At 42.7% G+C, this 26,691-nt stretch carries 28 protein-coding genes and 1 pseudogene; 7 read left to right on the top strand and 22 right to left on the bottom strand.

Annotation, left to right across the window (positions count from 1 at the left end):
- Positions 1–14 precede the first annotated feature (14 nt).
- From OU793_RS09445 to OU793_RS09435, 3 genes and pseudogenes are all read right to left on the bottom strand, one after another.
- A complete protein-coding gene (locus OU793_RS09445; protein ID WP_274647759.1) occupies positions 15–386 on the bottom strand; it encodes a regulator in 372 nt (123 codons plus the stop codon).
- Positions 343–597, bottom strand: a pseudogene (locus OU793_RS09440) (DUF3693 domain-containing protein); the annotation flags it as partial. The pseudogene OU793_RS09440 and the gene OU793_RS09445, both read right to left, overlap by 44 nt.
- A gap of 340 nt (positions 598–937) precedes the next feature.
- On the bottom strand, positions 938–1,306 hold the full coding sequence (locus OU793_RS09435) for a hypothetical protein (protein WP_236578049.1): 369 nt from the start codon (positions 1,304–1,306) through the stop codon (positions 938–940).
- 81 nt (positions 1,307–1,387) lie between these two features.
- Between OU793_RS09435 and OU793_RS09430 the strand changes: the two genes are divergently transcribed.
- A complete protein-coding gene (locus tag OU793_RS09430; protein ID WP_021821685.1) occupies positions 1,388–2,221 on the top strand; it encodes a LysR family transcriptional regulator in 834 nt (277 codons plus the stop codon).
- A gap of 332 nt (positions 2,222–2,553) precedes the next feature.
- Entirely contained in the window at positions 2,554–2,766 is a 213-nt protein-coding gene (locus OU793_RS09425; protein ID WP_005479370.1) for a hypothetical protein, read from the top strand.
- A 48-nt stretch (positions 2,767–2,814) separates the two neighbouring features.
- On the opposite strand, the gene OU793_RS09420 is transcribed toward OU793_RS09425, so the two are convergent.
- The 10 genes from OU793_RS09420 to OU793_RS09375 all read right to left on the bottom strand — a co-directional run bounded on the left by OU793_RS09420 (position 2,815) and on the right by OU793_RS09375 (position 12,549).
- Positions 2,815–3,204 carry a universal stress protein gene (locus tag OU793_RS09420; protein ID WP_023585175.1) on the bottom strand — a complete coding sequence of 130 codons (390 nt, stop codon included), beginning with the start codon at positions 3,202–3,204 and terminating at the stop codon, positions 2,815–2,817.
- Between the two features lie 746 nt (positions 3,205–3,950).
- Positions 3,951–4,109: a YoaH family protein gene (locus OU793_RS09415; RefSeq protein ID WP_005479401.1), complete on the bottom strand. Its 159-nt coding sequence runs from the start codon at positions 4,107–4,109 to the stop codon at positions 3,951–3,953.
- Positions 4,110–4,152: 43 nt separating this feature from the next.
- Positions 4,153–5,274, bottom strand: coding sequence for a conjugal transfer protein TraF (locus OU793_RS09410; protein ID WP_005498876.1), 1,122 nt, complete (start codon positions 5,272–5,274; stop codon positions 4,153–4,155).
- A gap of 60 nt (positions 5,275–5,334) precedes the next feature.
- Entirely contained in the window at positions 5,335–6,216 is an 882-nt protein-coding gene (locus OU793_RS09405; protein WP_005455351.1) for a DUF2861 family protein, read from the bottom strand.
- 6 nt (positions 6,217–6,222) lie between these two features.
- Complete coding sequence (gene vxrB, locus OU793_RS09400) at positions 6,223–6,885, bottom strand: response regulator transcription factor VxrB (RefSeq protein WP_005479407.1); 663 nt, start codon at positions 6,883–6,885, stop codon at positions 6,223–6,225.
- Positions 6,860–8,314 (bottom strand): sensor histidine kinase VxrA, encoded by a 1,455-nt coding sequence (gene vxrA, locus OU793_RS09395; protein ID WP_015313246.1) that lies wholly within the window; start codon positions 8,312–8,314, stop codon positions 6,860–6,862. Before vxrA ends, vxrB begins: the two co-directional genes overlap by 26 nt.
- Before the next feature lie 155 nt (positions 8,315–8,469).
- On the bottom strand, positions 8,470–9,846 hold the full coding sequence (gene pntB / locus OU793_RS09390; protein WP_005461042.1) for a Re/Si-specific NAD(P)(+) transhydrogenase subunit beta: 1,377 nt from the start codon (positions 9,844–9,846) through the stop codon (positions 8,470–8,472).
- A 9-nt stretch (positions 9,847–9,855) separates the two neighbouring features.
- Positions 9,856–11,412 (bottom strand): Re/Si-specific NAD(P)(+) transhydrogenase subunit alpha, encoded by a 1,557-nt coding sequence (locus OU793_RS09385; protein ID WP_005461001.1) that lies wholly within the window; start codon positions 11,410–11,412, stop codon positions 9,856–9,858.
- Between the two features lie 433 nt (positions 11,413–11,845).
- Positions 11,846–12,127, bottom strand: a complete 282-nt coding sequence (locus OU793_RS09380; protein ID WP_029830342.1) for an HlyU family transcriptional regulator — start codon at positions 12,125–12,127, stop codon at positions 11,846–11,848.
- Positions 12,128–12,180: 53 nt separating this feature from the next.
- On the bottom strand, positions 12,181–12,549 hold the full coding sequence (locus OU793_RS09375) for a late competence development ComFB family protein (protein WP_005479403.1): 369 nt from the start codon (positions 12,547–12,549) through the stop codon (positions 12,181–12,183).
- 256 nt (positions 12,550–12,805) lie between these two features.
- On the opposite strand from OU793_RS09375, the gene OU793_RS09370 reads away from it, so the two are divergent.
- Complete coding sequence (locus OU793_RS09370) at positions 12,806–14,050, top strand: GGDEF domain-containing protein (protein WP_011106381.1); 1,245 nt, start codon at positions 12,806–12,808, stop codon at positions 14,048–14,050.
- A gap of 75 nt (positions 14,051–14,125) precedes the next feature.
- Here the strand turns inward: OU793_RS09370 and OU793_RS09365 are convergent, their stop codons facing one another.
- Together OU793_RS09365 and OU793_RS09360 are read right to left on the bottom strand one after the other, a co-directional pair.
- Positions 14,126–15,115 carry a Solitary outer membrane autotransporter beta-barrel domain gene (locus OU793_RS09365; protein ID WP_140103603.1) on the bottom strand — a complete coding sequence of 330 codons (990 nt, stop codon included), beginning with the start codon at positions 15,113–15,115 and terminating at the stop codon, positions 14,126–14,128.
- Positions 15,112–16,071 carry a diguanylate cyclase gene (locus tag OU793_RS09360; protein WP_180793901.1) on the bottom strand — a complete coding sequence of 320 codons (960 nt, stop codon included), beginning with the start codon at positions 16,069–16,071 and terminating at the stop codon, positions 15,112–15,114. Before OU793_RS09360 ends, OU793_RS09365 begins: the two co-directional genes overlap by 4 nt.
- A 181-nt stretch (positions 16,072–16,252) precedes the next feature.
- On the opposite strand from OU793_RS09360, the gene OU793_RS09355 reads away from it, so the two are divergent.
- Positions 16,253–16,690: a DUF3069 domain-containing protein gene (locus OU793_RS09355; protein ID WP_005461031.1), complete on the top strand. Its 438-nt coding sequence runs from the start codon at positions 16,253–16,255 to the stop codon at positions 16,688–16,690.
- Between the two features lie 75 nt (positions 16,691–16,765).
- On the opposite strand, the gene modC is transcribed toward OU793_RS09355, so the two are convergent.
- The 4 genes from modC to OU793_RS09335 all read right to left on the bottom strand — a co-directional run bounded on the left by modC (position 16,766) and on the right by OU793_RS09335 (position 20,918).
- Positions 16,766–17,872 carry a molybdenum ABC transporter ATP-binding protein ModC gene (gene modC / locus OU793_RS09350; RefSeq protein WP_140103601.1) on the bottom strand — a complete coding sequence of 369 codons (1,107 nt, stop codon included), beginning with the start codon at positions 17,870–17,872 and terminating at the stop codon, positions 16,766–16,768.
- A complete protein-coding gene (gene modB, locus OU793_RS09345; RefSeq protein WP_024701956.1) occupies positions 17,869–18,558 on the bottom strand; it encodes a molybdate ABC transporter permease subunit in 690 nt (229 codons plus the stop codon). Before modB ends, modC begins: the two co-directional genes overlap by 4 nt.
- A gap of 27 nt (positions 18,559–18,585) precedes the next feature.
- The gene (gene modA / locus OU793_RS09340) at positions 18,586–19,341 is read right to left on the bottom strand and encodes a molybdate ABC transporter substrate-binding protein (protein WP_021450880.1); all 756 of its coding nucleotides are present in this window, start codon (positions 19,339–19,341) and stop codon (positions 18,586–18,588) included.
- A 125-nt stretch (positions 19,342–19,466) separates the two neighbouring features.
- A complete protein-coding gene (locus tag OU793_RS09335) occupies positions 19,467–20,918 on the bottom strand; it encodes a cobyric acid synthase (RefSeq protein WP_140103600.1) in 1,452 nt (483 codons plus the stop codon).
- 161 nt (positions 20,919–21,079) lie between these two features.
- On the opposite strand from OU793_RS09335, the gene OU793_RS09330 reads away from it, so the two are divergent.
- Positions 21,080–21,451, top strand: coding sequence for a YgiW/YdeI family stress tolerance OB fold protein (locus OU793_RS09330; protein WP_021484658.1), 372 nt, complete (start codon positions 21,080–21,082; stop codon positions 21,449–21,451).
- A 155-nt stretch (positions 21,452–21,606) separates the two neighbouring features.
- Positions 21,607–22,143, top strand: a complete 537-nt coding sequence (locus OU793_RS09325) for a hypothetical protein (protein WP_005460944.1) — start codon at positions 21,607–21,609, stop codon at positions 22,141–22,143.
- Between the two features lie 77 nt (positions 22,144–22,220).
- Here OU793_RS09325 and OU793_RS09320 read toward each other — a convergent pair whose 3' ends face one another.
- The 3 genes from OU793_RS09320 to OU793_RS09310 all read right to left on the bottom strand — a co-directional run bounded on the left by OU793_RS09320 (position 22,221) and on the right by OU793_RS09310 (position 25,110).
- Entirely contained in the window at positions 22,221–22,898 is a 678-nt protein-coding gene (locus tag OU793_RS09320) for an ATP-dependent zinc protease (RefSeq protein WP_053313674.1), read from the bottom strand.
- 11 nt (positions 22,899–22,909) lie between these two features.
- Positions 22,910–24,097, bottom strand: a complete 1,188-nt coding sequence (locus OU793_RS09315) for an amino acid aminotransferase (RefSeq protein WP_023623597.1) — start codon at positions 24,095–24,097, stop codon at positions 22,910–22,912.
- 155 nt (positions 24,098–24,252) lie between these two features.
- Positions 24,253–25,110 (bottom strand): AraC family transcriptional regulator, encoded by an 858-nt coding sequence (locus OU793_RS09310; protein WP_005460898.1) that lies wholly within the window; start codon positions 25,108–25,110, stop codon positions 24,253–24,255.
- 158 nt (positions 25,111–25,268) lie between these two features.
- Here OU793_RS09310 and OU793_RS09305 point away from each other — a divergent pair, with 158 nt between their 5' ends.
- Positions 25,269–26,654 carry an MATE family efflux transporter gene (locus OU793_RS09305; protein ID WP_005460916.1) on the top strand — a complete coding sequence of 462 codons (1,386 nt, stop codon included), beginning with the start codon at positions 25,269–25,271 and terminating at the stop codon, positions 26,652–26,654.
- Positions 26,655–26,691: the final 37 nt, after the last annotated feature.

Raw genomic sequence — 26,691 nt, 5'->3', positions numbered from 1 at the left:
ATAAGCCCCCTTTTTTATCTCTTCATTTTAGCAATTACCCTTGCATATCTTAGTAGCCTAGTTACGTTTTTCATGTCTGGTTCGGCTCCTATCTCTAGGAGCGCTATTCCGGTGAGTATTTCTTGTGGTGTTACGAGTTGCCCCGTCGGCAGTTCTAATGTTTCTTTATGCATCTTGAAGTGCTCCCAAGCTTCGGAGGTGGCTAGTTCCCTCCCCTTGGTCATTCTCATCAGGCGTTTGCATTCGGGCGGTATGGGTTTTCCATTATCCCAATTTTTGACCGCTCTCACACTTTTAAAACATAGTTTTGCTGTCTCTTCTACACTTAAACCGCATTCAAATTCACGAAAAACGTAATTCTTGCTCATTTTTCGAAAGTTCGTCATATATACCCTGATAATCAAAAGGGTGTATATGTAATCTGTATGAAACATTATTCAACATAACGTCGCATAATGCGCACTGTAATAGTGGTTCCTGTGGACTTGTAATCACTAGAGCCAATCCGGCACAAGCCATTGAGATTCCAGACAATCCAAGCCCATTAAACTTTTTTGCAGTTCCTTCCCATACTGCTTTTATCTGTGGATTATCATTGCTTCAAGCCCACAATGGTACCTCAGGTTGAAGCAATGTTTGGAACGGCTATACCAAGCCTTATCAACTATCTCGTGTATACGTCAGTGTAATAATTTACTTTTTCATGAAAATTTGAGGCGTAAAAACCGAACCTAATGACCAAGGATTCGGTTTATTGAACTGTTGTTTTATTTATGACTTAAGTCTTTAGTATCACAAACCGAGGTCTCTTTTCATATGGTCGCTTAACTCTTCGGATGTTCGTACGTTTTGCTTTCTTGAGTACCGATGCCTTAACTCACCACCAAACAACACACGAAATACTCTAGTATAAAAATTTATGGTTTGTACAACTAACTTAGAAAAACTTATTTCTGGCAAGGCTAATTGTTTCGTATTTTGTTTTATTACTTTCATATTCATAAACCTCAACATAATTTGTACTTAAATTTGATAATGCAACATCGATTACTAAAATAATTTTATTTATATTTTTTGGTACAGTAACTTCATTATGGATAACGCAAGCCGATTCAATTAACATGCTACCTTTACTTTTATTCAAAGATGTTATTTTTGATATAATGTCAACCTTACAGTTCCTATCGTTGACTAAAGATTTAATATCGTCACTGCCTGAAACGTTAATAATCCCATTTTTTATATTATTAACAATCTGCTCCAAGTGGTATTCAGAAACCACTTCTTCGTAACTTTTAAATATCATTTTCCCCCTCCGTTGATGCAAGTTATACTGTTCAGCCTCCAAAAAGACAACGTGACTCAGAGTTGCAGATAGGTAACAATCATGGAATGGCTCAATAGCGAACTCATCAACTTCGCGGCAATATGCAAACACCTCTCTTTAACTGAAGCAGCTAAGGAACTTGGAAAATCAAAGGCTCAAGTCAGTCGTCAACTCGCGATGCTTGAAACTGCTTTAGGCGTAACATTGGTGCATAGAACGACTCGAAAGCTCGTCTTAACTGACCATGGGAAAAGTATTAGTCCTCTGGCTCTTGAAACATTAAGTAAGCTACAAGAACTAAACTATAGAGCCAGATCACTGAGTGACTGTATTAGCGGTAAATTCAAGATAACAATGCCAAACTCTATAGCTTCATCAATTTTCGGCAGTATTTTGAGAAAATTACAAGAGAGATACCCTGCGGTAATTTTTGAAATTTCGTCTAGTAATAAGGTCGAGAATTTATTAGAAAGCAATGTTGATATTGCAATAAGACTAAATGATGTTGTTGATGATAATTTAATTGCGCATAAAGTTGGGAATTATAATGATGTTCTAATTTCTAACAACAGCAATGAAAAAAGTAGCACTCTTCTTATATATAAAAATCATTCGAATAAGGAAGAAATAAGAAAAAATTATTGTGATGTGATAGAGGTCGATAATACATCAATTTTATTGAACTTTGTTGAGCAAGGTGTGGGATTGGGCGTAATACCCAACTACCTGTTAAAAGGCAGTAGTCATCAAGAAATTTTAAAAGTTACCCATACATACAGCACAGAAAAGTCAATGTATGTCGCCTACCCCTATCAAAATCCATTACCGAGAAAACTGGCCGAAATTTCATCTTTCATAAGGTTAGAGCTCACAGCGATCTTAGGGGAAAAGTAACTATAATTACGGAGTCACATCCAGTTGGACTTACTCATTTGAAGTCTGCCGAAAAATGACAAATAACACTCAAAAACAAAGTTAATTTGTAACAAATTATGTTAACGACATTGTCAATTCAATTATCTCAATAGAGGAATGATGCTTTGCGTCACAGAGATCGTGGTAAAACACATCCTCGGAAATGCTTCTAATGAATGCATATCACGTTAAATAGTGCATCAATTGACTTTGACTAAAACATAAGCCTAGTACAGCCAAATAATCAATTGATTTCATAATCTGCGAGCGGTATGGTGTTTGTGACCCCCATAAAAACAAGGATATTGGCTATGGATAAATTACTGGCGTCCGCTTTAGAAATTAAACAGCGCACCATGGTTACTGGCCTTTTTGCAAAGAACGGGTTCAAAATCGCCATGACAGATTTTGACGATGTTACTTTTGAGCGAGAAGGCGTCCAAGTTAACGTACATTTTGACATGGCTTCAAATGCTGAATCCGTTTCTGTTTTGTCCAAAAAGCCATTCTCGTTAACTCGATAAACGATGTAAGCCGAACTAGCCTTTGGTTCGGCTTTTACTCATCATTGTTTAATCATCTAAGTACACGACTAGCAAATCAGCTTCTATGGCGTTCGCAAGCTTGGGGACAGAAGAAAAGAAACGACTCAACAAGCTATGATGATGGCCACATACAACGAGATCTATCCCTACTTCCTTCGCAATTCCGGAGAGCTTGATGTGAAGATCACCAATCACAACCATATTGTCATGGACTTCGTAATCACACTCGTCAGCAAGCTTTTGTAATGCATTCTGCAACTTTCGTTCTTCTTTCAACTCTAGAATAATCTTATCGACATCTACATAGACTAAGGAAAGCTTACTTTTTTCATCTTTCGCTAAAGAAACTGCTTTATCGATGACTTTTTTGCTGGAATCAGTAAGGTCTACCGCAACCAAAATATGTCCATAACTCATTACGTTCTCCTATTTTGAATGGTACTACTTTTAGTCTAGCTTATCGAACACACTAGACATCGGCTTACCCGCCGATATCTAAATGAAAACATCCAAATCCCCATCTCTAAGAGCTCAGTTGTTCGAACATATACCCTCTCACTAAACATTACACCGTAACTTAAGTTGACTTGTAAGCGATGCTGTAAAACTAAGTCCGTAGTGGCTCCTGCCTCTAAGCGCTCTGAAAATCTAGATTAAAGATCATCAAAAACTCTGCCGCAATTTTAATGATGTAGTCCCTGGAGAAGCAGTTCTGACACACCGTCTGCAAGTACTTACTGTCTTTATATGGAAGTATATATAAGCACCGAATTCTGATTTGATTTTGTGACACTGTGTCTTAATGAAAAATTCAACACATTATACTGGCTAGTTATTCCTCTTAATGGTCACTGTGTAATTTAATTACATGCAAATTACTCATCAATCTTAAGAAAGCAAATAATTCTACGATAACTCACTGATTAATATCAGATTTAACCAAGATCAACCTGAACAACCATAAAATCGCCACTGAAGCACGTTTATGGATAAAGATGAATTGGTAAAATTTTACCTACTGCTTTCGTCTAAATGGTTGGCCTCTTTTACTGCTGTAGTTAAGAAGGTTGTGTTACGCGGTAACGGAATAACTTAAATTGATTGATGGGAAATGGATTAAGAAAGGGGTAAAAAAAAGCAGGGTCTGTGCCCTGCTTCTTCTATTAACTGCCTTGTTGTTTGGCTGCGTATTCTGCGCGAATCTGGTCTGCCACGATTTTGATCGCTTCGGCTGTACTTGTGCCCTTTGCCATCAATTCTTGAATTCGTTCTACAGCTTCTTGCTGCTCTTTGTGCGATATAGGTGGTAAATCGTCAAACATAAAAAAGGCTCCTCAATGTGAGGAGCCGACTATAACGATTCAGTTAATAGGTCGCAAGAAAATTAATGGATGCGCCCATTGCATTTTCGTTTGTGTATCTCGCAGAAATATCTAATTCAATCAGGTTCAATGGCGATAAGCCTATACCAGCCGTAATCGTCCCTTCATCATTACTTCTCGCAAGGTTTTTCATATAGCCACCTCGTAGTGCCATTTGGCGCAAAATGTCTATTTCGAAGCCAGCTCGAATCATTTGGGTGTTGTCATCAAATGAGGAAAAGCGTTTCTCTTCATTTAAGTCGTAGTCGACGCTCATGGTAAAGTAGTCTGCAACGATACCCGCACCTACTGTGTAAACAGGTCTCATACTGTATTCGTATGACTGAATCGTATCAGTGTTGTACTGGAACGATTTGGTTTTCACGTCTCTTCCAATCAAGTTTTTAGCCGAGATACCCAAACGATATGGACCGAAGAACCAAAGTGCACCCGCATCTAAGTTAAACATAGTTTCAGCAGTTTCGTGTTCACGGAGATCTTTGGTATCAAAGTTTTTAAAGCTGGTCGCATACGAATATGTATAGATGCGCTGCAGTTTTGGGGTGATACCAAAAGAAAGATGCTGATTCATAAAGTTGGTGTACTTGGCAAGAGACACCCCCGCCTCCGCTACGCCAATCGAAACACCTTGAACATAGCTGTCTGTTAGTGGATCGACACCTGATGTATCAACATTAGGTTGAACAAATGACTCTGTGTAGAGTTTTCCGTAGACAGTTGCTGATAAGAATTTATTTGGAATACCAACGGCAACGACACCACCTAAGTCAAAATCCATTTTTTTGCCGTCAATAGCATCCATGGATTTTTTGATCTCATCAACATCGGTCAGCTTACTAATGCGCTCTATTTCGTCAATAAGATCATATTGATCGTCATAACTTATACCGAAACTTGGAATAATCATACCCGCGTCGTCATTGCGGCGGTAAATTGCAGTCAACGCAGGGTTGAAAAATGGAGCGGTCAGATAAGAGGCAGAAACGGTACCAACACCACCCATTGCATCGCTACGTGCTTCAATAGCATAAGTCGCAGCAGAAGCGACATTCGCAAATAGTGATGCTGTAATGGTGGTGGCTAAAATTTTGAATTGGGTTTTCATACTACACTTGTGTTTTTAGTTCTTCCTGAACTTATATCGGCACAAATGTTATTTCTTTAATTATTCTTCCTGAGAAAGATCATAAGTACGGCTGATTGTTTGAGCTTGCTCAACAATTATGTCCCCTTGCCAACGTCTACTGTTGATACTTACCGCTAAAACATATCTATCGTTTGGTACACCAGCTAATTCAAGTGAGTTTGGGTAATTAGATTCGTAGGTTTTCTTCCACATCTGCTCATACTGGCCATCCACATAGTCGTACAGACCGACTTCCAATTGAGGTAATGGGCAATGAGGATTGCGAAGTGCACTCTTTTCTACTTTCCAGTTCTCTTTTGATGTCCAGCGAACATATTGGGAGGAGTTTGAGTCTCCGAGTATCACCCAAGTTCGGTAAACTTGTTTATCTTTAGATACAACGGACAAGTGATACAAACCGGCTTCCAGTTTACCTGTGAGGTTGTATCGCTTGAGAAAACTGCGTTCGTTTGCTATTTCTGTCCCATCAGCTTGCTCTTCATAACTGAAAGAGCTGTCACCAGATATAGACTCATCAACCCAACGACGAAACGATATGTCCTCAATATCTGTTGTCGCTCTAAGTTTGATCACCAAACGGAAAGTATCGCGCCCCGGACTTTGGATAGTTTGACGAATCACGTTTACGCCACTGATCCAATCAGGCAAGGTAACACCTGTCAGTGATTTGCCACAATTTTTCGAAAGAGATTGACCGAGTAAGTCATTGAGATGAGGAGTTAGATCTTTGCTTGGCTCTGTTTGCCATAACTCAACCAACGAGTTGAACATCCCTGCGAGGTCATCTTCAAGCAGGTGTTGATGAGCTTGTGTCAGTGGCGTATTGGTTTGAAACCAGTCCATCGCTTGGACTGGTTTCACTAACGCTAACGAGAGAACTACAGGAAGTAGCGTTTTCATTATCGATTATGCTTTCATCTTGTAGCCTACGCCACGAAGCGTTTCGATTTCAAGGCCTGGCAATTTCTGACGAAGTTGAAGTACGTGGGTATCTACAGTACGTGTTGTAGGGAAATGGTTGTAACCCCATACATGGTCTAGTAGTTCATCACGAGTAAAAACGCGGCCTAGGTTTGACGCCAAGAACAGAAGCAAATCAAACTCAGTACGAGTTAACGTGATCAAATCACCTTTGAAGATAACTTCACGTGTTGCGCGATCGATCTCCAGATCTTTCGTCATCACTTTATCTGCATTAGCTTGATCAGCAGAGTCAGGCGCACGCAATTGAGCACGAATACGCGCGAACAATTCAGCTTCTGCAAACGGTTTTGTAAGATAGTCATTTGCACCAGAGTCTAAACCAGCTACCTTATCTTTAACGGTAACAAGAGCCGTTAACAAGATAACTGGAACGTCTTTAATTTTCTTCCATTCAGGGAGATGTTGTACGGAGTCACCGTCAGGTAGCTGGCGATCTAGGATGACAAGATCCGCTTTTTTCCACTGAGGTTCGACGTCGGCAATACGCTCCACATGTAAACACTCATATCCTGCTTGTTCCAGGCTTACTAACAGGCCATCAGCCAAGTTTTTATCGTCCTCAACGAGAAGCAGTGTCTGTTTCACAAGGTATCTCCAATATAAAGGTTGTAGGTGGTCCCATTAAGGACATTTTTCCGCCCATGCGGCCTACCATAGATTCAACGATTGTTAATCCAAGTCCTAACCCGCTCTTACTTACGAACGGTTTTCTCAAATTTGCCCAGTCTTTAGAAGTCAAATCACCGGCATCTCGGACTTGGAATACGATTTTTTCTTCACTGGTTTGAACGTTCAGTTCAACCGGTGGAACGCCATACTTGAGTGCGTTTCGCAATAAGTTATCGATACATGTTCCAAGCCAGTAAACGTTAACTTTTGCCGCTACATCTTCGTTGATGTTGAAAAGCACAGCGTTATCAAATTCTTCTTCAATCTTATATTCTAGCCATTCTGCTACAGATGGAACCCAATCTGTTGCAAGCATTTGGTTATCAGATTGCAAATAATCTTTACTTGCCTCCGCCAATTGACGCAATCGGCGAGTATCTTCACATAATCTTCGGAATTCGTCATACACACTTTCAGGTAAGTGCTCAAATTCTCGTCTAAATCCTTCGACGGTTAGCGATAGTGAAGCAATTGGCGTTCGAAGCTCATGCGTTAAGATCTGTAAGACCAGCATACGGCTACGAAGTTCTTCACGCTTACTGTTCCAACGGTACACCGCCCAGCCAATGACAAGCAAGATATTTGCAATGACAAGGATGATCATGCTGATCCGCAATACTTGCGAGTGATCTTCTACATCCCAACATATGTTGCCTCGTTTCACGAAACAGCTTTTGCTTTGTGACGCTAATGTATAAGAAAGACCCGCATTCGCGACGTTTTCTTGCCAAACATCTTTGGAAAATACGAAGTAACGGTCTCCACGACGAAGCCACATTTCCTTGCCTTCAATAAACATACTTGCTCCTGCAATTAGAGCATTAATGGCGTCATCGTCCATATTTTGCAAGCTTTCTAGTAGCTCGTCACCTTCTTCGTTGTCACGCTCTTTAATGTGCATGTACTGAGCAAGTTTAGGACGCAACTCGGGATACTTTTCAACATAGCGCGCCGCGTAAGTACCACCACCCGGGTGAATTAATCCACTACGCGAGAACCAACGCGGCGTTAATTGCGTGCCCTTACAAATAGCACGAGTAAATACTAGAGGCTCAGTAATTAGAGGGCTGAGAGGTAATTTCCCTCGGCATGTATTCGCCAAGCTGTAGAGCTGCTGAATATCTTTCAAAGGATAGTCAGAAGTTTGAGGAAGCAACGAATCAGGTGAAAGTAACTTCGTAGGGTAATTTGATTGCAGAATGCGTATATCATACGATTTAAGAGCCACTTCATAGTTAAATAGCTCTGTAAACGTATCTATGCGTTCTGGTAGTGAATCGGATAATGCAGGTGCCGAGAATAGTGGCAATATTGATGCAAAACCGAGCAAAAACTGTTTAATCAAACTGTTACCGTTACTTGTTTCATTAGCGAAAACTATACATCAATCTACAAGCAATTGACATTAGCTAACTTAAGGATTTGCATTACTATAACATTGAAACGGAACAAAAAAGGGCCAGCAAGTGCTGACCCTGTATAGTTTTAAAACAATTTCGATTACAACGCTTTAAAAATCGCCTCTACGCTTTCTTTAGCGTCGCCAAACAGCATCGAAGTGTTTTCTTTAAAGAACAGTGGGTTCTGAACGCCCGCGTAACCAGTATTCATTGAACGCTTGAATACGATGACGTTTTTCGCGTTCCACACTTCCAATACAGGCATGCCAGCAATCGGACTGTTCGGATCTTCTAGCGCTGCTGGGTTTACAGTGTCGTTCGCACCAATAACCAGAACCGTATCTGTTTCTGAGAAATCATCATTGATTTCGTCCATTTCCAGAACGATGTCGTATGGTACTTTCGCTTCTGCAAGTAGCACGTTCATGTGACCAGGCAGACGCCCCGCGACAGGGTGAATACCAAAACGAACTTCAATACCTTGTGAACGAAGTGCATCAGTAATTTCATGCACCGGGTACTGCGCTTGCGCTACTGCCATGCCGTATCCCGGCGTGATGATTACTGACTTCGAGTTTTTCAGCATTTCAGCCACTTCTTCAGCAGTGGTTTCACGGTGTTCGCCCTGCTCTTCATCACTTGAAATGATAATCTCTTGACCAAAGCCACCAGCAATAACACTGATAAACGAGCGGTTCATCGCTTTACACATGATGTATGACAGAATCGCACCTGAAGAACCCACCAAAGCACCTGTTACAATCAATAGGTCGTTTGCAAGCATGAAACCTGCTGCTGCCGCTGCCCAACCTGAGTACGAGTTAAGCATAGAAACAACAACTGGCATATCCGCGCCACCAATGGATGCGACTAGGTGGTAACCAAATGCGAACGCAATTAACGTCATCACGATAAGCGCGAACATGCTGCCATCTGCTTTTACGAAGTAGATCATTAGAAGCGTTGAAACTACGATCGCAGCCAAATTCATTTTGTGCTTGTGAGGAAGGTTCAGTGGAGACGATGAAATCACACCACGTAACTTACCAAACGCAACAATAGAACCTGTGAACGTTACAGCACCAATGAATACACCAAGGAAAACTTCGACAAGGTGGATAACATGCTCTGCATGCGTTGCAGCTTCTGGTGCGTCTAAGTAGCTATTGTAACCAACAAGTACCGCCGCCAAACCTACAAAGCTATGTAGAATAGCAACCAGTTCTGGCATTTCGGTCATCTCTACTTTCTTGGCGTAGAAAATACCGATCGCACCACCGATCGCCATCGCGATAATGATCCAACCAAAACCTTGAGCATCTGGGCTAAAGATCGTTGCGATCAACGCGATCGCCATACCCGCGATACCGTAGTAGTTACCGTTACGTGCGGACTCTTGCTTAGACAGCCCCGCCAAACTCATGATGAAAAATAATGCAGCAACAATGTAAGCTGCTTGTACTAATCCTGCAGACATTGTGACTCCTTATTTATCTTTTCGGAACATTTCAAGCATGCGCTTGGTTACGGTGAAACCACCAAATATATTGATACTTGCAATCAATACGGCAATAAAGGATAGGAATGACACAACGCCGTTTCCTTGTCCGATTTGCAACAACGCTCCAACCACAATAATGCCCGAGATAGCATTCGTTACAGACATTAGTGGCGTATGCAGAGCATGTGTTACGTTCCAAACCACGTAGTAACCCACCACACACGCAAGAACAAACACGGTAAAGTGAGAAAGGAACGCAGCAGGTGCTACCGATGCAATCCAAGCAAATGCGCCAACGGCTGCAACAAGACCAATCAACTTTTTAGTCGGAGAAGTTGGTTCTTCAACTTTTGGCTCTTTCTTAACGGGTTGAGCTTGCTTAGCTTGAGGCTGAGCCGATACTTGAATTGGTGGCGCAGGCCAAGTGATTTCGCCTTCTTTAATAACAGTAACACCACGAAGAACCACATCTTCGAAATCAATATTGATGTTGCCGTCTTTTTCTTTACAAAGCAGTTTAAGAAGGTTTACAAGGTTGGTTGCGTAAAGCTGGGAAGATTGCGTTGGCAAACGGCCGACCATGTCGGTGTAACCAACAATTTTAACGCCGTTGTCTGTCATGATAACTTGGTCTTTCACTGTGTATTCACAGTTACCACCATTAGCGGCTGCCAAGTCAACAATCACACTACCCGCTTTCATGCTATCGACCATTTCTTTGGTGATCAACTTCGGAGCAGGTCTGCCCGGGATTAATGCAGTTGTAATGATGATATCAACGTCTTTAGCTTGCTCTGCATATAGCTCTGCCGCTTTCTTATTGAAGTCATCAGACATTTCTTTTGCGTAGCCGTCACCAGAACCAGAGTCTTCTTGGAAATCCACGGTCAGAAACTCCGCACCCATCGACTCAACTTGTTCTTTTACTTCTGGACGAACGTCAAACGCACGAACGATAGCGCCAAGACTGCCAGCAGCACCGATTGCAGCCAAACCCGCTACACCTGCACCAGCAACCAAAACTTTCGCTGGTGGCACTTTACCTGCAGCCGTAATTTGACCGGTAAAGAAGCGACCAAACTCATGCGCCGCTTCAACTACCGCGCGGTAACCGGCAATGTTAGCCATTGAAGAAAGTGCATCCAAGGCTTGTGCACGAGATATTCGAGGAACAGAATCCATAGCAAGAACGTTAATATTCTTACTTGATAGTTGTTCCATCAACTCTGCGTTTTGAGCTGGCCAAATAAAGCTAACAAGTGTTGCACCATCTTGTAGTAACGCGATTTCGTCGATGCCTTTTTCTTCATCTACGATTGGCGCATTCACTTTTAAGATAAGACCAGATGCCCATACTTCGTCACTAGAAACAACTTTCGCTCCAGCAGCTTCATAAGCAGCATCATCGAAACTTGCTAGCACCCCCGCTTGAGATTCGATAACGACGTCGAATCCCAATTTAATTAACTGCTCAACCGACTTCGGCGATGCAGCCACTCGCGATTCACCCGCGAGTATCTCTCTAGGTACACCGATTTGCAAAACGCATACTCCTTGTATACATATCAATAAATTAGTCCCAAAACAGAGCTGTGCTCTACTCTAATTCTTTTTTATTTCTATCTGTTTACCACGCAAGACAATTGCAAACGAAAGATGGTGTTTGGGGCCACCCATTTGCACAATAACACCTTGACTAACAGCCCTGTTATTATTCTGTTTGTATCGAACGTGGGTTATGACTTCAAGTGTTTTGTAATTTAAATACTAAATTTCATTACATATAACGCTAAGTAATCAAAGATTCTCGCTTTGACCATGAAAAATAACAACGCTTTGTCACACAAGACCGAGGTCTAACCAGATCGTCGGAACTACTTAGTTAACAGACATTTAAGCTAAAAAAAGAAAGAGCCATCAGCATATACACTAATGGCCCTCGTTAAGATGATTCGTATCAAGTTGCAGCGAATTGTTAATCGAAGATTTTGTCGCCCATTTGATCGATAAACATTTGAGATTTCTTCAACATCAGCTCGTTTGCATCTCCCTCAGAAGCGAGCAAATCAGAGCGGATGAAACGATGCGTTTTGACTTCTCCATCGTAGGACTTTTCAATGCGTCCTGCGATTCTGTATTGACCGCCTTCTGAAATGCTCTCTTGATAGATCAGAAAGCCTTTGTATTCGACAGGCTCTACCGTTTTTACTTCAGCAGTTTTTCCACTGCCACCAAACAAGCGTGAAAAGAATCCCACGATTCCTCCTTGGGTACGATTACTCTATTGTTTCGGTTCTGCGCAAACGCCAATCACCTAATGTTGACGTTTAAGATTGGTTTCTCAAACCAGTCCAGCTCTTTGTCATCATCATAACTGGTATGAGAGAAAATGACAGGCACATCATTATCGCGATTCTTACGTCTGTCTTCTAAAATCATAGCGGCAGCATTGTGTACCGCGACATCCACGCTTTGCTTGAACTGAGTGAGTTTTCTTTCCGGTAGTGCAGAGAGAAAATCAATATCATGACGAATATAAACAGGTTTAAGCTGAATCAGCGCGAGACAGGCAATATCTGCCAACTGCTCGTTATCGAATTGAGAAGTGTATTGGTCTGAACTTAGCACTTGACCAACGAGGGTTTCCATATAGTTATGTACGTCAGAACTGATCTGCATTGATGATTCTCCTATGTTCATTGTGAACAAGTATAGCAGCCGGTCGTTTTGAACAACTCATTGATTGCTCTTAATTTAATCAATCTCTCTCTTTTTGTTGCGATGCGAGCCAAAATACTTGGGAAAATACGTAAATACACGTATTCTTCTTAAATCAAAAAGCTGGAAAATCAAATACTCACCTTACTCAGTATTGATTGAATGCTTAACGTAACATACTAGATATAATCAACTATTTGCAGGCAGTTTTTAATAAATGTCCTCATCTTTAATGACGTCATCAGGCTTTAGATTTTTATTCCCGATCGCACTATTAGGTATGGTGAGTGTTGGTATGGGCAACATCATTCAGATGACTCAATCCAACTGGGGTATTGCTGCAAACCTACCTTATATCTTGCTAGGTTGTGCGCTCGTGCTTTGCTACTCCTTTAAGCAAGGCAGAGAGTCAATGGTCTGTTTATCCATGTTGGTGGCATACTTTGTTATTCAGCATCGATTGCAAGTCCCTCTAAACAGCGGAACCGCGTTATTAGAACTCACTATTCTCGCTACCCTGCTTCCTGTCTCCTTTTTGACGGTCTTTCTGTTCAACAAAGATGGATTCGATTCAAAAGCCATGTTCATCTATGTTTTGATGCTGGTGATGTTCATCTTGTGGTCCTACATCATCTTGGCTTATTACGTTGATGGTGGCTTTGAGCAATGGACCAGCGGCATTTTGTTCATTGTGCCTAGCGTATCTAAGCTGCCGTTTATTCTTGTTTTGTATTGTGTTGGTATTGTGTGCTTTCTTGGTATTCTGCTGCTGAAAACCAACAAAATCATCCATGCGATGACCTATTCTGCAATGGCTTTGGCTTCCGCGACATTCATCTTCTTTGATGTGCAGTACATTTCCAGCACCATGTTTACGCTTACTGGTCTGCTCATAATCATCTATTCAACCTCGGCGAGTCACCAACTTGCGTTTACTGACAGCCTAACGCAGATTCCAAGCCGCAGAGCATTAGATTTAGATCTAAAACACATGGGCAGAAAATTCACAATTGCAATGCTCGATGTCGACCACTTCAAGAAATTTAACGACACGTACGGGCATGACATCGGCGATGATGTGCTCAAAATGGTGGCTTCAAGATTGATGAAAACACGTGGTGGTGCGAAGGTTTATCGCTTCGGCGGCGAAGAATTCACCATGGTCTTCAAGGGAAAAAACGTTGAAGATTGTCGCCAATATATAGAAGAAGCTCGTAAAGCTATCGCTGAATATGAAATGATCCTTCGTGACAAAGCCTCTCGCCCTGACGATCACAAGCAAGGCCAGCAAAACCGAGGTACCGAAGACATGCAAAGAGAATCGGTATTCGTCACGGCGAGCTTTGGTGCTGCAGACAGCAGAAACGGAAGAGAACCTGCTGAAGTCATCAAACTGGCGGATGCGGCATTGTATAAAGCTAAAAAAGCAGGTCGAAATTGCACCAGAGTAAATCAGAACTAATCAGATAAAGAAATACAACGACCGTACTCAAATAAGTGCGGTCGTTTTGTTTAGACAGTTCAACGGCAAGTTTCGTCAATCCTGATTAAAGAACAGAACCAAACTGCCGCCTTTCAGATCACTACCATAATTGATGGTTAAACCGATACCAATATTGTCTATCCAATCGGACTCAAACGGTGGAGTCATCAACCATCCAATACTGCCTTCATAATAATTCGTGGTATTTAGCGGATCGCTCGTATCGCCACCAATATCGATTCGACTAAAGCTGGTATAGAAAGATTGAACTGTCGTACCAATATGAGCGACGTCGTAGAAGACTTTGATACCATTTACCCAATACCAACCTTCCGGCTTTCCTACATTCCCGTTATTTGCTTCACCCCATCCAGTTCCATAGAAGTAATGTGGCGATATCCAGAGATACCATTTACCCCATGATTCTTGCTCAAGGTATTTTAACTTGGCGTTAAGCTGTCCGAGCAAAGCCCAAGCGCTGGTATTTATCAATGCACCATCCAAGATAGGTTGGAGTGCCGTAATTGCATCACTTCGGTAGGTATAGTCCGTTTTATAATGTATGAGGTGAGCCCCTAGCGCACCACTTAAGCTAAAGTGTTCTGTGAGCTGCTTTTCCACTTCAAACTCGTTGTACCCACCGATAAACTGCTCTTTACTTCGATCTGGAATAGGTTCTTCATTGAAGTAAACATCTTGATCAATGCCCAGCAGATAAAAGCGTCCATTAAAACGATACGTTAGTTTCTCAGTTTCGTTTTCGGCAAGGTCAAAGCTGTAAGGTAACGTGAATTCTTTGATCTCTTTGCGCAGATCCAAAGAGTCTGCCGTCCCAATATCTTCGTTACTTAAGTTGAAGTATTGGTTAGGGTCGAAATCATGAAACCCAAATGTAAATACATCGGTGTCAGTTAAAACCACACTCAATGCAAAGTTGTACTCAAATTCTTTGACTATTAAATCATTAAGCGTTTCGGCTTGTGAAGCCGCGGACAAAAGTGACAGTGTAGCTATAGCGTAACTGTTGATAACAGCTTGTTTCAACTTGCGTTTACCATTGTATAAGTATTGCGACCTAACGATTTTGAAGTATAAAGCGCCCTATCTGCCGTGGCATACAAATCTGCTTGATTCTCTTTTCCAGTGGGTTGGAACACAAACACACCCTGTGACACCGTCACTCTATTTGCAACGCTTGAGAACTCATGTTGATAGTCAAGGAAGTACATCGCTTCTTGAATGCGCTCTGCTTCCCTTTCTGCCGTTTGCGCGTCCGTGCTACTGAGTAAAACCACAAACTCTTCTCCGCCATAACGACCAACATATTCACCAGAGCGACAGAATGTTGCTTTAAGCTGGTTGGCAATCGCTTGTAAACAGCGGTCACCTTCTATGTGTCCATAGTTATCATTAAATGGCTTAAAGAAATCGACATCCAACAGTATCATCGCCATCGGCATATGGTGCCTTCCATGCCACGCCACCATTGAATCTAACTTTTGATCAATGTAACGGCGGTTGAAAAGCTTGGTCAGTCCATCCTCGTTGGCTTGTTGAGTGAGAAGTTGGTTGACTTGCTCTAGTTGAGCTGTTGCTTGTTTGAGTTCTCGACGCATATGCGCGATACGCTGCATCGCTATGAGTTTGGAGTTCAGGACGAGTTTGTCAACTGGCTTAATCAAATAGTCATCGCCGCCCGCATCGATCGCTTTCGCAATCATTTCAGGTTCTTCATGACTACTTAAGAAAATGATAGGAATCCAGCCGGGAAAAGTTTCTCGAACATGGAGGGAGACTTCAAAACCGTTCATTTCAGGCATGGAAATATCAAGCAGTACCAGTTCGGGGTCAAAGCTCTCGTAAGTATTTAAAGCTTCTATACCGCTACCGACGGCTTTGACGATATGTCCAAGCTGTTTAAGACGAATAGCCAACTGCATTCTGTCTAGTTGAACATCATCAACCAGAAGAATACGCATTGATGTCCCTGTAGGCTGCATAACGCGTTCCATTTTTATTTGTCTTTATTAAACATATACCATACTCATAGACTTGTTGCATTACGCTAAGAATTAAGTGCTATATTTTTTGTCGATTTGTCACGAATTCAAATGGTTCTTATGGTAGCTATTTGATGCATTTGGTATTACTATTCCCGCCTTTTGTAACGAGAGACACACCATGTCAGAAGCAACTAACAACGAAAGCAAAAAAATTGATCTAGAAACCATTTCTCCAGAACTACGCAAAGTTATCGAATTTGACGAAGTTCCAGAGCAAATGTTCGAAATGGTTACCTCTATCCATGAAGTGTCTGAAGAAGCTGTACGTGCGTCTTGGGACGAAATGCCTGCAAGCGCGCAAAACATTCTAGATAACTTCGAGCAGTTCCATGCTCTAGTATCAGTAGGCCAAGCGTTTGCTGGTATTAATGTAATGGAAGAGTTCCCAACTCTGAATCTGCCAGAAAACATGACAGATGAAGATAAAGAAGAGTACCGTTCGCAACTGCTTGATAACGTTCTTCATAACTGTGTTAAAGACATGGTTAAGCAACTGAAGAAAGCACGTCGCGACCCAATTCTTAAGCGTGAATTCAAAGAAGTATTTGCAAAATAATTGCTAGAATACAAATAATTAAGGCCGCATCGCGGCCTTTTTTTGATCATGTAATAAGTCGATTCTTTTATAGGTTTAATGCGGTGCTAGCGCAACGTCTCTCTGCGTGACACTCACACCTTTCACCTGAGCATAAACCTTGTCACCCACTTTCAAGTTCAAGTCATCAAGCGCCCATGGCGTAATAGTCGCCCACAAATAGCATCCATCATCTAACTGCAAAGAGACGTTAATACTTTGCTTATCATCTCCCGCGTTAAACGCTTCTATCGAATGAACTTCGGCAGGCAATACATTTCGGATTGACGTAGCTTTCGGCTGCTCTAAAGCGATGGAGACATCATTTGCACGCACCTGTAAACGAATTGGCGTGTCGGGCTCGCCATCAATCTTTTGAACCCAGAGTGACGCGTTTGGAGCCAGCTTCACACGAGTCAGCGCATATTGCGAATGGTGTGCATCGATCTTTCCTTCAAACAGACTGCTTTGATCGGAGAATGATTGCCATGGTCGCATTGCGTGAGAAGCCCAAACCTCTTCAAGTTTGCCAGATGTGGTTACTTGTCCTTTATCTATAATCGCAAGATGCTGAGCAAGCCTCAAAATCTCTTGTAGACTATGCGTCACATAGATAATGGGAATGTTCACCTTGTCTGACAACTCTTCCAGAAATGGCATGACTTCACGCTTTCTGGGCATATCTAGTGATGCGAGAGGTTCATCCATCAACAACAAATCAGGCTTCGATAACAGTGCACGAGCAATAGCGACACGTTGCTTTTCACCGCCAGAGAGTGAGATTGGGAAACGCTTTAAAAGAGGTTTGATGGAGAGCAAGTCCGTAACAGCATCAAAATACGCATCATCTTTTTCCTTCACCCCATACAAAAGATTGCCCTGTACAGAGTAATGAGGAAATAAACGCGAATCCTGAAATACATACCCGATTTTACGTTTATGCGTTGGTAAATTGATCCCTTGTTCACTGTCAAACAAGACGTGATCACCAATTGCAATTCTGCCCTGTTGTGGCGTCACCAACCCACTAATCACATTAATTAATGTGGTTTTACCGGCTCCAGAACGTCCAAATAATGCACTTATTTCGTTACGTGGTAACGAAAGATCGATATCAAAGTTAGTTTCGCCAAGCATTTGTTTGAATTGAATTTTAAGTGTCATCGCTTCGCACCCAATCTACTCGCTGCTTTACGATTCAACCACTCAGAAATCATCAACGTCGATAAAGCGAGAGCTATAGAAATGATACACAAGCGTGCCGCTTCCATTTCCGCTCCCGGCGTTTCAATAAAATTGTACATAGCGAGAGGAATGGTTTGTGTCTCCCCGGGAATATTGGACACAAAACTGATGGTTGCGCCAAACTCACCCAGACTGCGGGCAAACGACAGCATAGTGCCCGTGATGATCCCAGGAATCGTCAGAGGCAAAGTAATGGTTAAAAAGACTTTTAAAGGCGATGCGCCCAACGTGGATGCCGCGTGTTCCAGTTTAGGGTCCACACTCTCCAAACTTAACCGGACAGAGCGAACCATCAAAGGCAATGCGACAACAATACAAGCGACAACTGCCCCTTTCCAATTGAAGCTAAACACCAAACCTAAATGCTCATAGAACCAACGCCCTAAAAAGCCTTGTCGCCCTAACGAGACTAACAACAAATAACCAATCACCACTGGTGGAAGCACCAGTGGTAAATGAATCAAGCTATCTAAAATAGATTTGCCGAAGAACTCTTTGCGAGAAAGTAACCAAGCAAGAAATACACCTAAAGGAATAAGCCAAAGTACCGCATAAGCGCCAACTTTTAAGCTCAACATTAGGGCTTGGTATTCAAGTTCTGTCACTCTTTGTCCCTATTATTGAAAACAGCATTATTGTTGGAAACCGTAATGAGCAAAAACTCGCTTCGCGTCTTCCGATTTCAAATACTGGAAGAATTGTCTCGATTCCGTTGAATCTTTCACTACCGCCGCTGGATAAACGATGGCCGCGTGCGTGTCACTCGCAAACTCGCCAACAATTTTCACTTTGCTAGTCAACTGCGCATCGGTCTTATAAACCACCCCTAAAGGAGCTTCTCCGCGCTCAACTAAAGCCAAAGCAAGACGTACATTTTTTGCTGGTGCAACTTTGGTTTGAATCTCTTTCCATACACCCAGTGTAGTCAGTGATTCTTTCGCGTACATCCCTGCCGGCACAGACGTAGGATTGCCCAATGCGAGGCGACTGCCATTTAACGCCGCTTCCCAAGCTTTTGCATCCGCGAAGTTAAATACGGCTATGCTTGACGATTGAGGTGCAATAAGAACGAGGCTATTACGCACTAAATTAGTGACATTGTCACTATCTATAACGCCTTCATCAACCAAGTAGTCCATCCATTTCGTGTTTGCAGAAATAAACACATCGGCTGGAGCACCATTGATAATTTGTCGTGCGATCGAAGACGAGCCGCCATACACAGGCGTAACTGTTACGTCGTACTTTTCTTTAAAATCTTGAGCGATTTCGTCAATCGCATTCGTCATCGAAGACGCAGCATAAACTTTCAGATCCGTTGCTGCATTTGTTGAGAATGAAATGCTTAATATTGCCGCTAGGCAAGCATGCGTTTTCCATGCTTTCATAAAGTGACTCCGTACAAGGCAAGCGAAAATTCTATCTAGCCAAATGAATGCGTTCCCAGCCCGATCCGTTTTTCTAATAAGGAGCCGAGAGAAAATTTGGTTAAAGATAGCGTTTGGTTAACGAGTTATTTAAACAGAAAGTCAAGGTTCATGTGTTGTTCTATCGCATCCGCAATACGGTTAATACCTTGTTCTTTCAATACTTCAAAATCTTGCTGTTTGACCTGAGTGCCATTCACCCACTCAGTAATGAGGTTTAGCGCTTCCGCTTCGTCAAAAAATCCGTGCAAGTAGGTTCCCATAATTTGACCACATTCACTAATGGCACCGTCCCATTCTCCGTTGTCGAGTTCAAGCGGTTGTTCGTCAAGTACCTGGCTTCTACCAACATGAATCTCATAACCTTTCACCTTCGCTTTTTGGTTATTGAGATTGAGCACAGCTTCAGTCTTGGTGAGCTGTTTACTACCAGTCAGCACGGTATGAACATTCAATAGTCCCAAACCTTCGCTTGAACCCGGTTCACCTTCTACACCGTCTGGATCATCAATCGTTTTACCAAGCATCTGGTAGCCACCACAAATGCCCATTACTTTTCCACCTAAACGAATGTGGCGCAGAATGTCTTTATCCCAACCTTGGCTTTTTAGATATGCCAAATCGTCTCGTACTGATTTCGTTCCCGGTAAAATGATGAGATCGGCTTTATCGATCTTCTCACCTTTCCCAACATAGCTAAGATTAATGTCGGGATTTAAGCGTAAAACATCAAAGTCAGTATGATTGCTAATGCGCGTAAACACCGGAACAACCACATTTAACTTAACTTCAGAGTTCAACTCCTGCTGTGCAGTAATGGCGTCTTCGGCTTCTAGGTTCAAGCCGTGCAGATATGGCAACACGCCTAAAACAGGCTTACCCGTTTTTTCTTCTAGCCAATCCAGACCTGATTGCAGCAAACGAATATCGCCACGAAAGCGATTAATGACAAACCCTTTTACTCTCGTCTGTTCAGATTCAGAAAGTAACGCCAATGTTCCGTATAAATGCGCAAACACACCGCCACGATCAATATCCGCAACAATAATCACTGGCACATCGGCTGCTTCCGCAAACCCCATGTTTGCGATATCGCCTTCTCTCAAGTTGATTTCCGCTGGGCTACCAGCACCTTCGATCATGATCGAATCAAACTCTTTAGTCAGCTTAGAAAACGAATCCAACACCGTGTTCATGGCCACTTTTTTGTAGTCGTGGAAACTGGCGGCATCCATATTCGACAAAGCTTTACCTTGAAGAATTATCTGAGCACCTGTGTCGCTATTTGGCTTAATCAAAACCGGATTCATGTGCACAGTTGGCTCAATATTACACGCCTGAGCTTGAACCGCTTGAGCTCGTCCAATTTCACCGCCATCTTTGGTTACGGCACTATTGAGCGCCATATTTTGTGGCTTAAATGGGGCAACATTTATCCCTTTTCTGGCTAATACACGGCATAAACCTGCCACAAGCACACTTTTTCCGGCATCTGAGGTGGTGCCTTGAACCATTAACGATGGAATTGCTGATTTCATGAACATTTGTAAGGAGTAAAAGAAGATGAACAATCATAACGTTATCGTCAGTCCTGACTCAAGCAAATGAATGGAATATGAATGTTGAAATCATCATTGGTTCAAACTCGGTTTGTTTTAATAGCACCATCGAAAACAAACACGCATAGGAATCAAACATCATGAAAAAAACAATTATCGCAACAATTGCAGCATTGACTATTGCCCCATCTATCGCACTTGCAAAAGATCCCAGCCAAACCCCATCTAACGTGCAATTTGGCGGCCCAGTTACCGTCGAAAAGTTAGATACGCTATTGAAAGATTCCAATATGTTCACAGAGAAAGACGTAGTAGTAGAAGGTAATTTACTCCGTCAAGTTCGTGCTGATACATTCATTTTTAGCGATGGAACCGGTGAAGTTATGATCGAGTTAGACGATGACATTCGTCTAAATTCTCCGATTGACCAAACCACCAAAGTTCGCCTGTTTGGTGAGTTCGAAGGTGGCAACAAGCCAGAAATCGAGGTTGAGCAATTAGTCATTATGTAAGGTAGTCACAAATTTCGCTTTATATCAGCATGATGTAAGAAATTGTGTCTGTTAACAGATGACGGCAAGCACTTAAAATGATAGCTTTACGATTCTTGGTCTGCTTTTTGCAGACCATTTTTTTGTTCATTTTAATCATCTTGCCCGGAGACGCCATGCTAGGTAAAGCTCTAAAGGTTGCAGCCATTGGTTTGTGTGCTGTTTTGCCACTATCCGCACATGCAAATAATTTCAACTACAACATGATGGAATTTCGCATGGGCACTAGCCCTGGTACTTTTGGTGGCGAGTTCACTACGTACTTTACAGAAAACACCCACTTTGTTGCGCGCGCTGACAGTGAATTCAGTGGTGACTGGGATGTTGCTGGTGGTATTGGTTTCAATGGCCCTGCTGGTCAATTTGCTGATATTTACGGTCAGATGTTGGTACATAACATCAAAGAACACGGCAGCGATAAAGTTGGCGATGAGTGGCGCACAGAGGTCAACATCGGTACTCGCATTTGGTTTATGCAAAATTTAGAACTTCACGCGCGTCTTGGTCAAATCATGGATAACGACAACGCCAATACGATTTACAACGTTGGTGCTCGATTCCACTCGACACAACAGCTGTCTTTAGGCGCAGACTTCAAAAACAACGGTGTTTATGGTCAGCAGATCGTAATGTCTGCCCGTTTCGCGTTCTAGTGTTGATTCAGACCAATCTGATTTCTCTGTAAGATAAAAAGGCCTCCGTTGTGGAGGCCTTTGTCGTATTAAAACTCTTACTTTTTGGTCGACTTTGTTGGTTTGTCTTGAATGTACTTTTTAGACACATCCACAACGGCGATATCTCTGAAGAAGCTTCGGCCTAAGAGAATTGGAAACTTCATGTGATCGCGGTCAGCTAGAGTAAACTCCGTCTTCTCTTTGTAATCGCCGACTTGAATATAAGCAACAACAACAGCTCGTTTATCTACTTCATCAGAAGATGATTGCTTCACCTTAGCCCAACGCTCAACAGGCACTTTGAACTCTTTGCTCGTCTTACCATTGATGTCGATTTTAAACTGAACCCAATCTTTACCATCACGCTCAAAAGGCACGATTTCCGTCGCACTGATTGAAGACGTTGTTGCACCGGTATCGACTCTCGCTTTAAACGTCTGGTCAATCGCGGGCACATAAACCCACTCTTCTGAACCCAAAATCAGCATACCATCAGGTGTTTTTTGCACCTTCACAGTTTTTTTTGGTTCTGGTTTCTTTTCAGGCTTTGTTTCCGGTTTAGGTTTCACCTCAGGCTTAGGTTCAACCTCTGGCTTCACTTCTGGTTCAACCGTCACCGGTTGTTCAACTTTTGGTGTTTCTGGCTCAACAGGCTCTGTGGTCGTTTGAGTTGACGTACAAGCAATTAAACTGCCGCTCATCATAAGCGGCAGAATCAGTTTCCAGTTATTCATCCACACTCCAATTAAGGTTGAGATATTTTCTTAATTGCGTCAGCTACGTATGGAATATGAGTTTCGGTTAAGCCAGCGATGTTAATTCGACCATCGCCAACACCATAAATGCCATAATCTTCACGCAGTTGCGCCATTTGGTTTTCACTAAAGCCTAGCACAGTAAACATGCCTTTGTGACTCTCAATGAAGTCAAATTGATCTGTATTATGGTTGTTTCTCAATTCGTTACACAAACTTTGACGAAGGCTGACCAAACGTTGTTGCATTTCGCTCAACTCTTGCTTCCAGACAGAAGTCAGGTTCGCATCTTGCAGAATGGTTTTCACTAAAGCAGCACCATGATCGGGTGGCATCGTATACGTAGAGCGCGCCAACGTTAACAATTTGCCTTTCGCGTTAGTGATGTCTTGCGTGTTCTTACCCACAACAATAGCAGCACCAGTACGTTCGCGGTACAAGCCAAAGTTTTTAGAACAAGAAGTTGTAATCAACATCTCTTCGACATTATCCGCCATGTAACGAAGACCTTTTGCGTCAGCTTCTAAGCCGTCACCAAAACCTTGATACGCGATATCAACAAATGGCGTAAAACCGTTCTTTTGAGAAAGTTCTGTAATTGCTTGCCATGCGGAAAAGTCGATGTCTGCGCCTGTTGGGTTGTGACAACAACCATGCAATAGAACCACATCTGTCGGCCCTGCTTTAGCAAGATCATCCAGCATTTTTTCAGTGTCGACTTGTTTCGTTTCTGGCGAGAAATAATGGTAGAACTTAACTTTAAGCCCAGCAGCTTCCATTACTGGCTTGTGGTTCACATAGCTTGGATTCGAAATCCAAACCGTTGTATCTGGTTGTGCGACCTTCATTAGGTCACCCAGCATACGCAGTGCACCACTTGCTCCTGGCGTTTGAATTGCAGCAACACGATCCATCGCTGACGTTCCCGTCAGTAGAAGATCAATCATGCTTTGGTTGAACTCTTCACAACCAGCAAGACCAACGTAAGATTTGGTTTTTTGAGTTTCAACAACGACATCTTGAGCCATTTGAATGGCTTTCATGATCGGCGTTTCGCCTGCGCTGTTTTTGTATACGCCAATACCAAGGTCAACCTTGTTTGGACGTTCATCGTTACGGTATGCAACGGATAAAGATAAAATTGGATCTAATACGGGAGTTGGTAGATTAGAAAACATGAAAGTCATAACCCTTTGAAATTCAAGTATCGAACCTCACGTTAACACTATCGTTAAAAATGGCGAAATGATTTTTCACTTATTTCATCAATTAGAGGAGAATATTCTGAGAGCCAAGAGGTTCTGTGCGCCCAATCGTTCACAAAAAGTACGAATCACTTCTCAGGATCTCGCTCTATTCTTCCATTTTGTCTGAACTCTCTTGGCGTCATGCTCGACCACGCTTTGAAGCGCGTACTAAAGTTTGCGCTGGTTGGGTACCCGACAATCTCACCAATATGTTGAATCGGCCACTCTGTTGAACGAAGTAAACGCGCGGCATACTCCATTCGCATGCGCATCAAGTGTGCCATCGGGCTTCGACCAAATTGTTGCTGCGTTAAACGATGTAAATGGGGCTCCGAACATGGATAGAGTGCCGCTAACTGCTCAACGCTCCAGTCTTTATGTAATTGACGCTGAACGAGGTCAAATACGCGGCGAAGTTTAAGCTGATTGCGAGAAACAGATTCCGAAGACGGCATATTCAGCATCAATTCCAGTTGCGCTACGCTGTGAGCACCAACCGCACTACCGTAATCAATGGACAGATTTATGCTACGAAGCAATGTCTGAATACATGAATACATCACTTCCGGTGCAGGTGTTAGTTGATAGCTGATGTTTTCTCCAACCATCGACCACTCTTTATGTTGGGAAAGAAATACCCAAGCGATTTGCCACGTTTCATCTTCCATTCCAAACCCATTTTCAATCCCCGCAGGCACGACCACCAGCGATCCGGGTTCAAGCTCATAACGGCACGCCCCACTTTCTAACCAACCTTTACCACGCACAGTATAAAGCAGCATGTGTTTCTTCTGGTTCTTGCGATAAACGGAAAAGAAGTCACGGCAAGTCGCGATCCCACACTGCACAATGCCTCGTTCTTCCAGTGCAAGCACTCGCGTGTGATCAATGAACTCTTGATAGGTTTTCTCTGAGATGGTGTAGCGCTCTTGCTTTTCTTCCATGTCGGTGGCTCGTACTGTGAGTCATCGCGTTTTTACAATGACAAAATTTATTTGCGGGTGTTAGTTGAGAGTTTTGCAAAAGTTTTGGATGCCTTTGAAAAATACAACGCGAAATCATGGGGATAAACTACTCGCATCAATCTTTAAGGAGAAATGCGATGCTCTTAACACGCGAATACATCGATAAAGCATTTTGGCAAAAGCTGATTGCGATTGGCCTCCCTGTTTCACTGCAATCCATGCTTTTTGCGTTACTCGGTGTCGTGGATATTTTCATGGTGAGTCTACTCGGCGAATCCGCAACAGCTGCGGTCGGTGTCGGAAACCGCATCTTTTTCTTCAACCTTGCGGTCGTTTTTGGCCTGTGTGGTGCGGTAACGGTCCTGGCTTCTCAATATTACGGCTCAGGGAATATGGCGGGAATTCGTAGAACGTTGGCGCAGTCTTGGTGTATTTCCATTTTAGTGACACTGCCATTTATTGTTCTTTATGCGATTTTTGATGAAGAGATCGTCTCTTTCATGTCAGACGATCCTGAATACGTCACTTATGCACGTGACTATCTTGTGGTTACGGGCTTTAGTCTCATTGCAACGGCGATAGTGGTACCGATTGAAGCGGTATTGCGCTCCGTAGGCCAAACCAAACTGGCAACCAACGTTAGTATCTCCGCCATTGTTGTAAATGTCGTGCTGAACTCCGTTTTGATTTTCGGTTTATTTGGATTTCCTCAATGGGGCGTATTTGGTGCAGCAGTCGGTACTTTTGTTTCTCGATTTTTCCAAACTGCGGTATTGATTTACTTTTTCTGCAAACGTTATGCGCACCTGATTCCGACCAAATTCGATTGGGCACAAGGCCGTTTAAAGCAGTATCGTCAAAAATACTTTAAGGTTTCTCTACCCATGTTGGTCCACGATGCACTCTGGACTGGAGGGCTGATCGTTTACAGCATCATCTATGGTCAATTGGGCGTTTCAGAACTTGCGATCATCTCATTCTTATCGCCAATTGAAGGTGTACTGATTTCAACCTTTATGGGATTTGCGGTCGCTGCATCCGTTCTTCTTGGGAATGATATTGGCGCAAAACATTATGATCGGGTCGAGAAAACGGCGTGGTGGTATGTGTTAACCAGCGCAATCTTAGCCACCTTACTGTTTTTCCTAGTGTGGTTGAGCTCGCCTTTGATTCATCATCTATTGGTACTGAGCCCATTAACCGATGCAGAAATGGCACTCAACGTATGCTTAGTGATGGCGCTGGGTATGATTTTGAGAGTGTTCAACATGGTAGGGATTGGCGGCGTACTAAAGAGTGGTGCGGATATTCGCTACAGCATTTTTATTGATACGTTCGGTCAGTGGGCTATTGGCATTCCCCTTACCTATTACACTGGTATGGTACTCGGGTTGCCTTTGCATTTTGTCTTGATGTCTCTGCTAGCTGAAGAATTTGTGAAAGGCGTACTGACGACTTATCGTATCCAATCTAAACGTTGGATAAACAATATGGTCGAAGATGACCAAACGGTGACAGCGTAACTGTAAATGCACTGACGAACTCACACCAAAAGGGCTC

The sequence above is a fragment of the Vibrio sp. VP6 genome (assembly GCF_028823755.1).
GTDB lineage: Bacteria > Pseudomonadota > Gammaproteobacteria > Enterobacterales > Vibrionaceae > Vibrio > Vibrio parahaemolyticus.
Note: the sequence above shows the minus strand (reverse complement) of the source record. Positions and strands in the feature narration are given on the sequence as shown.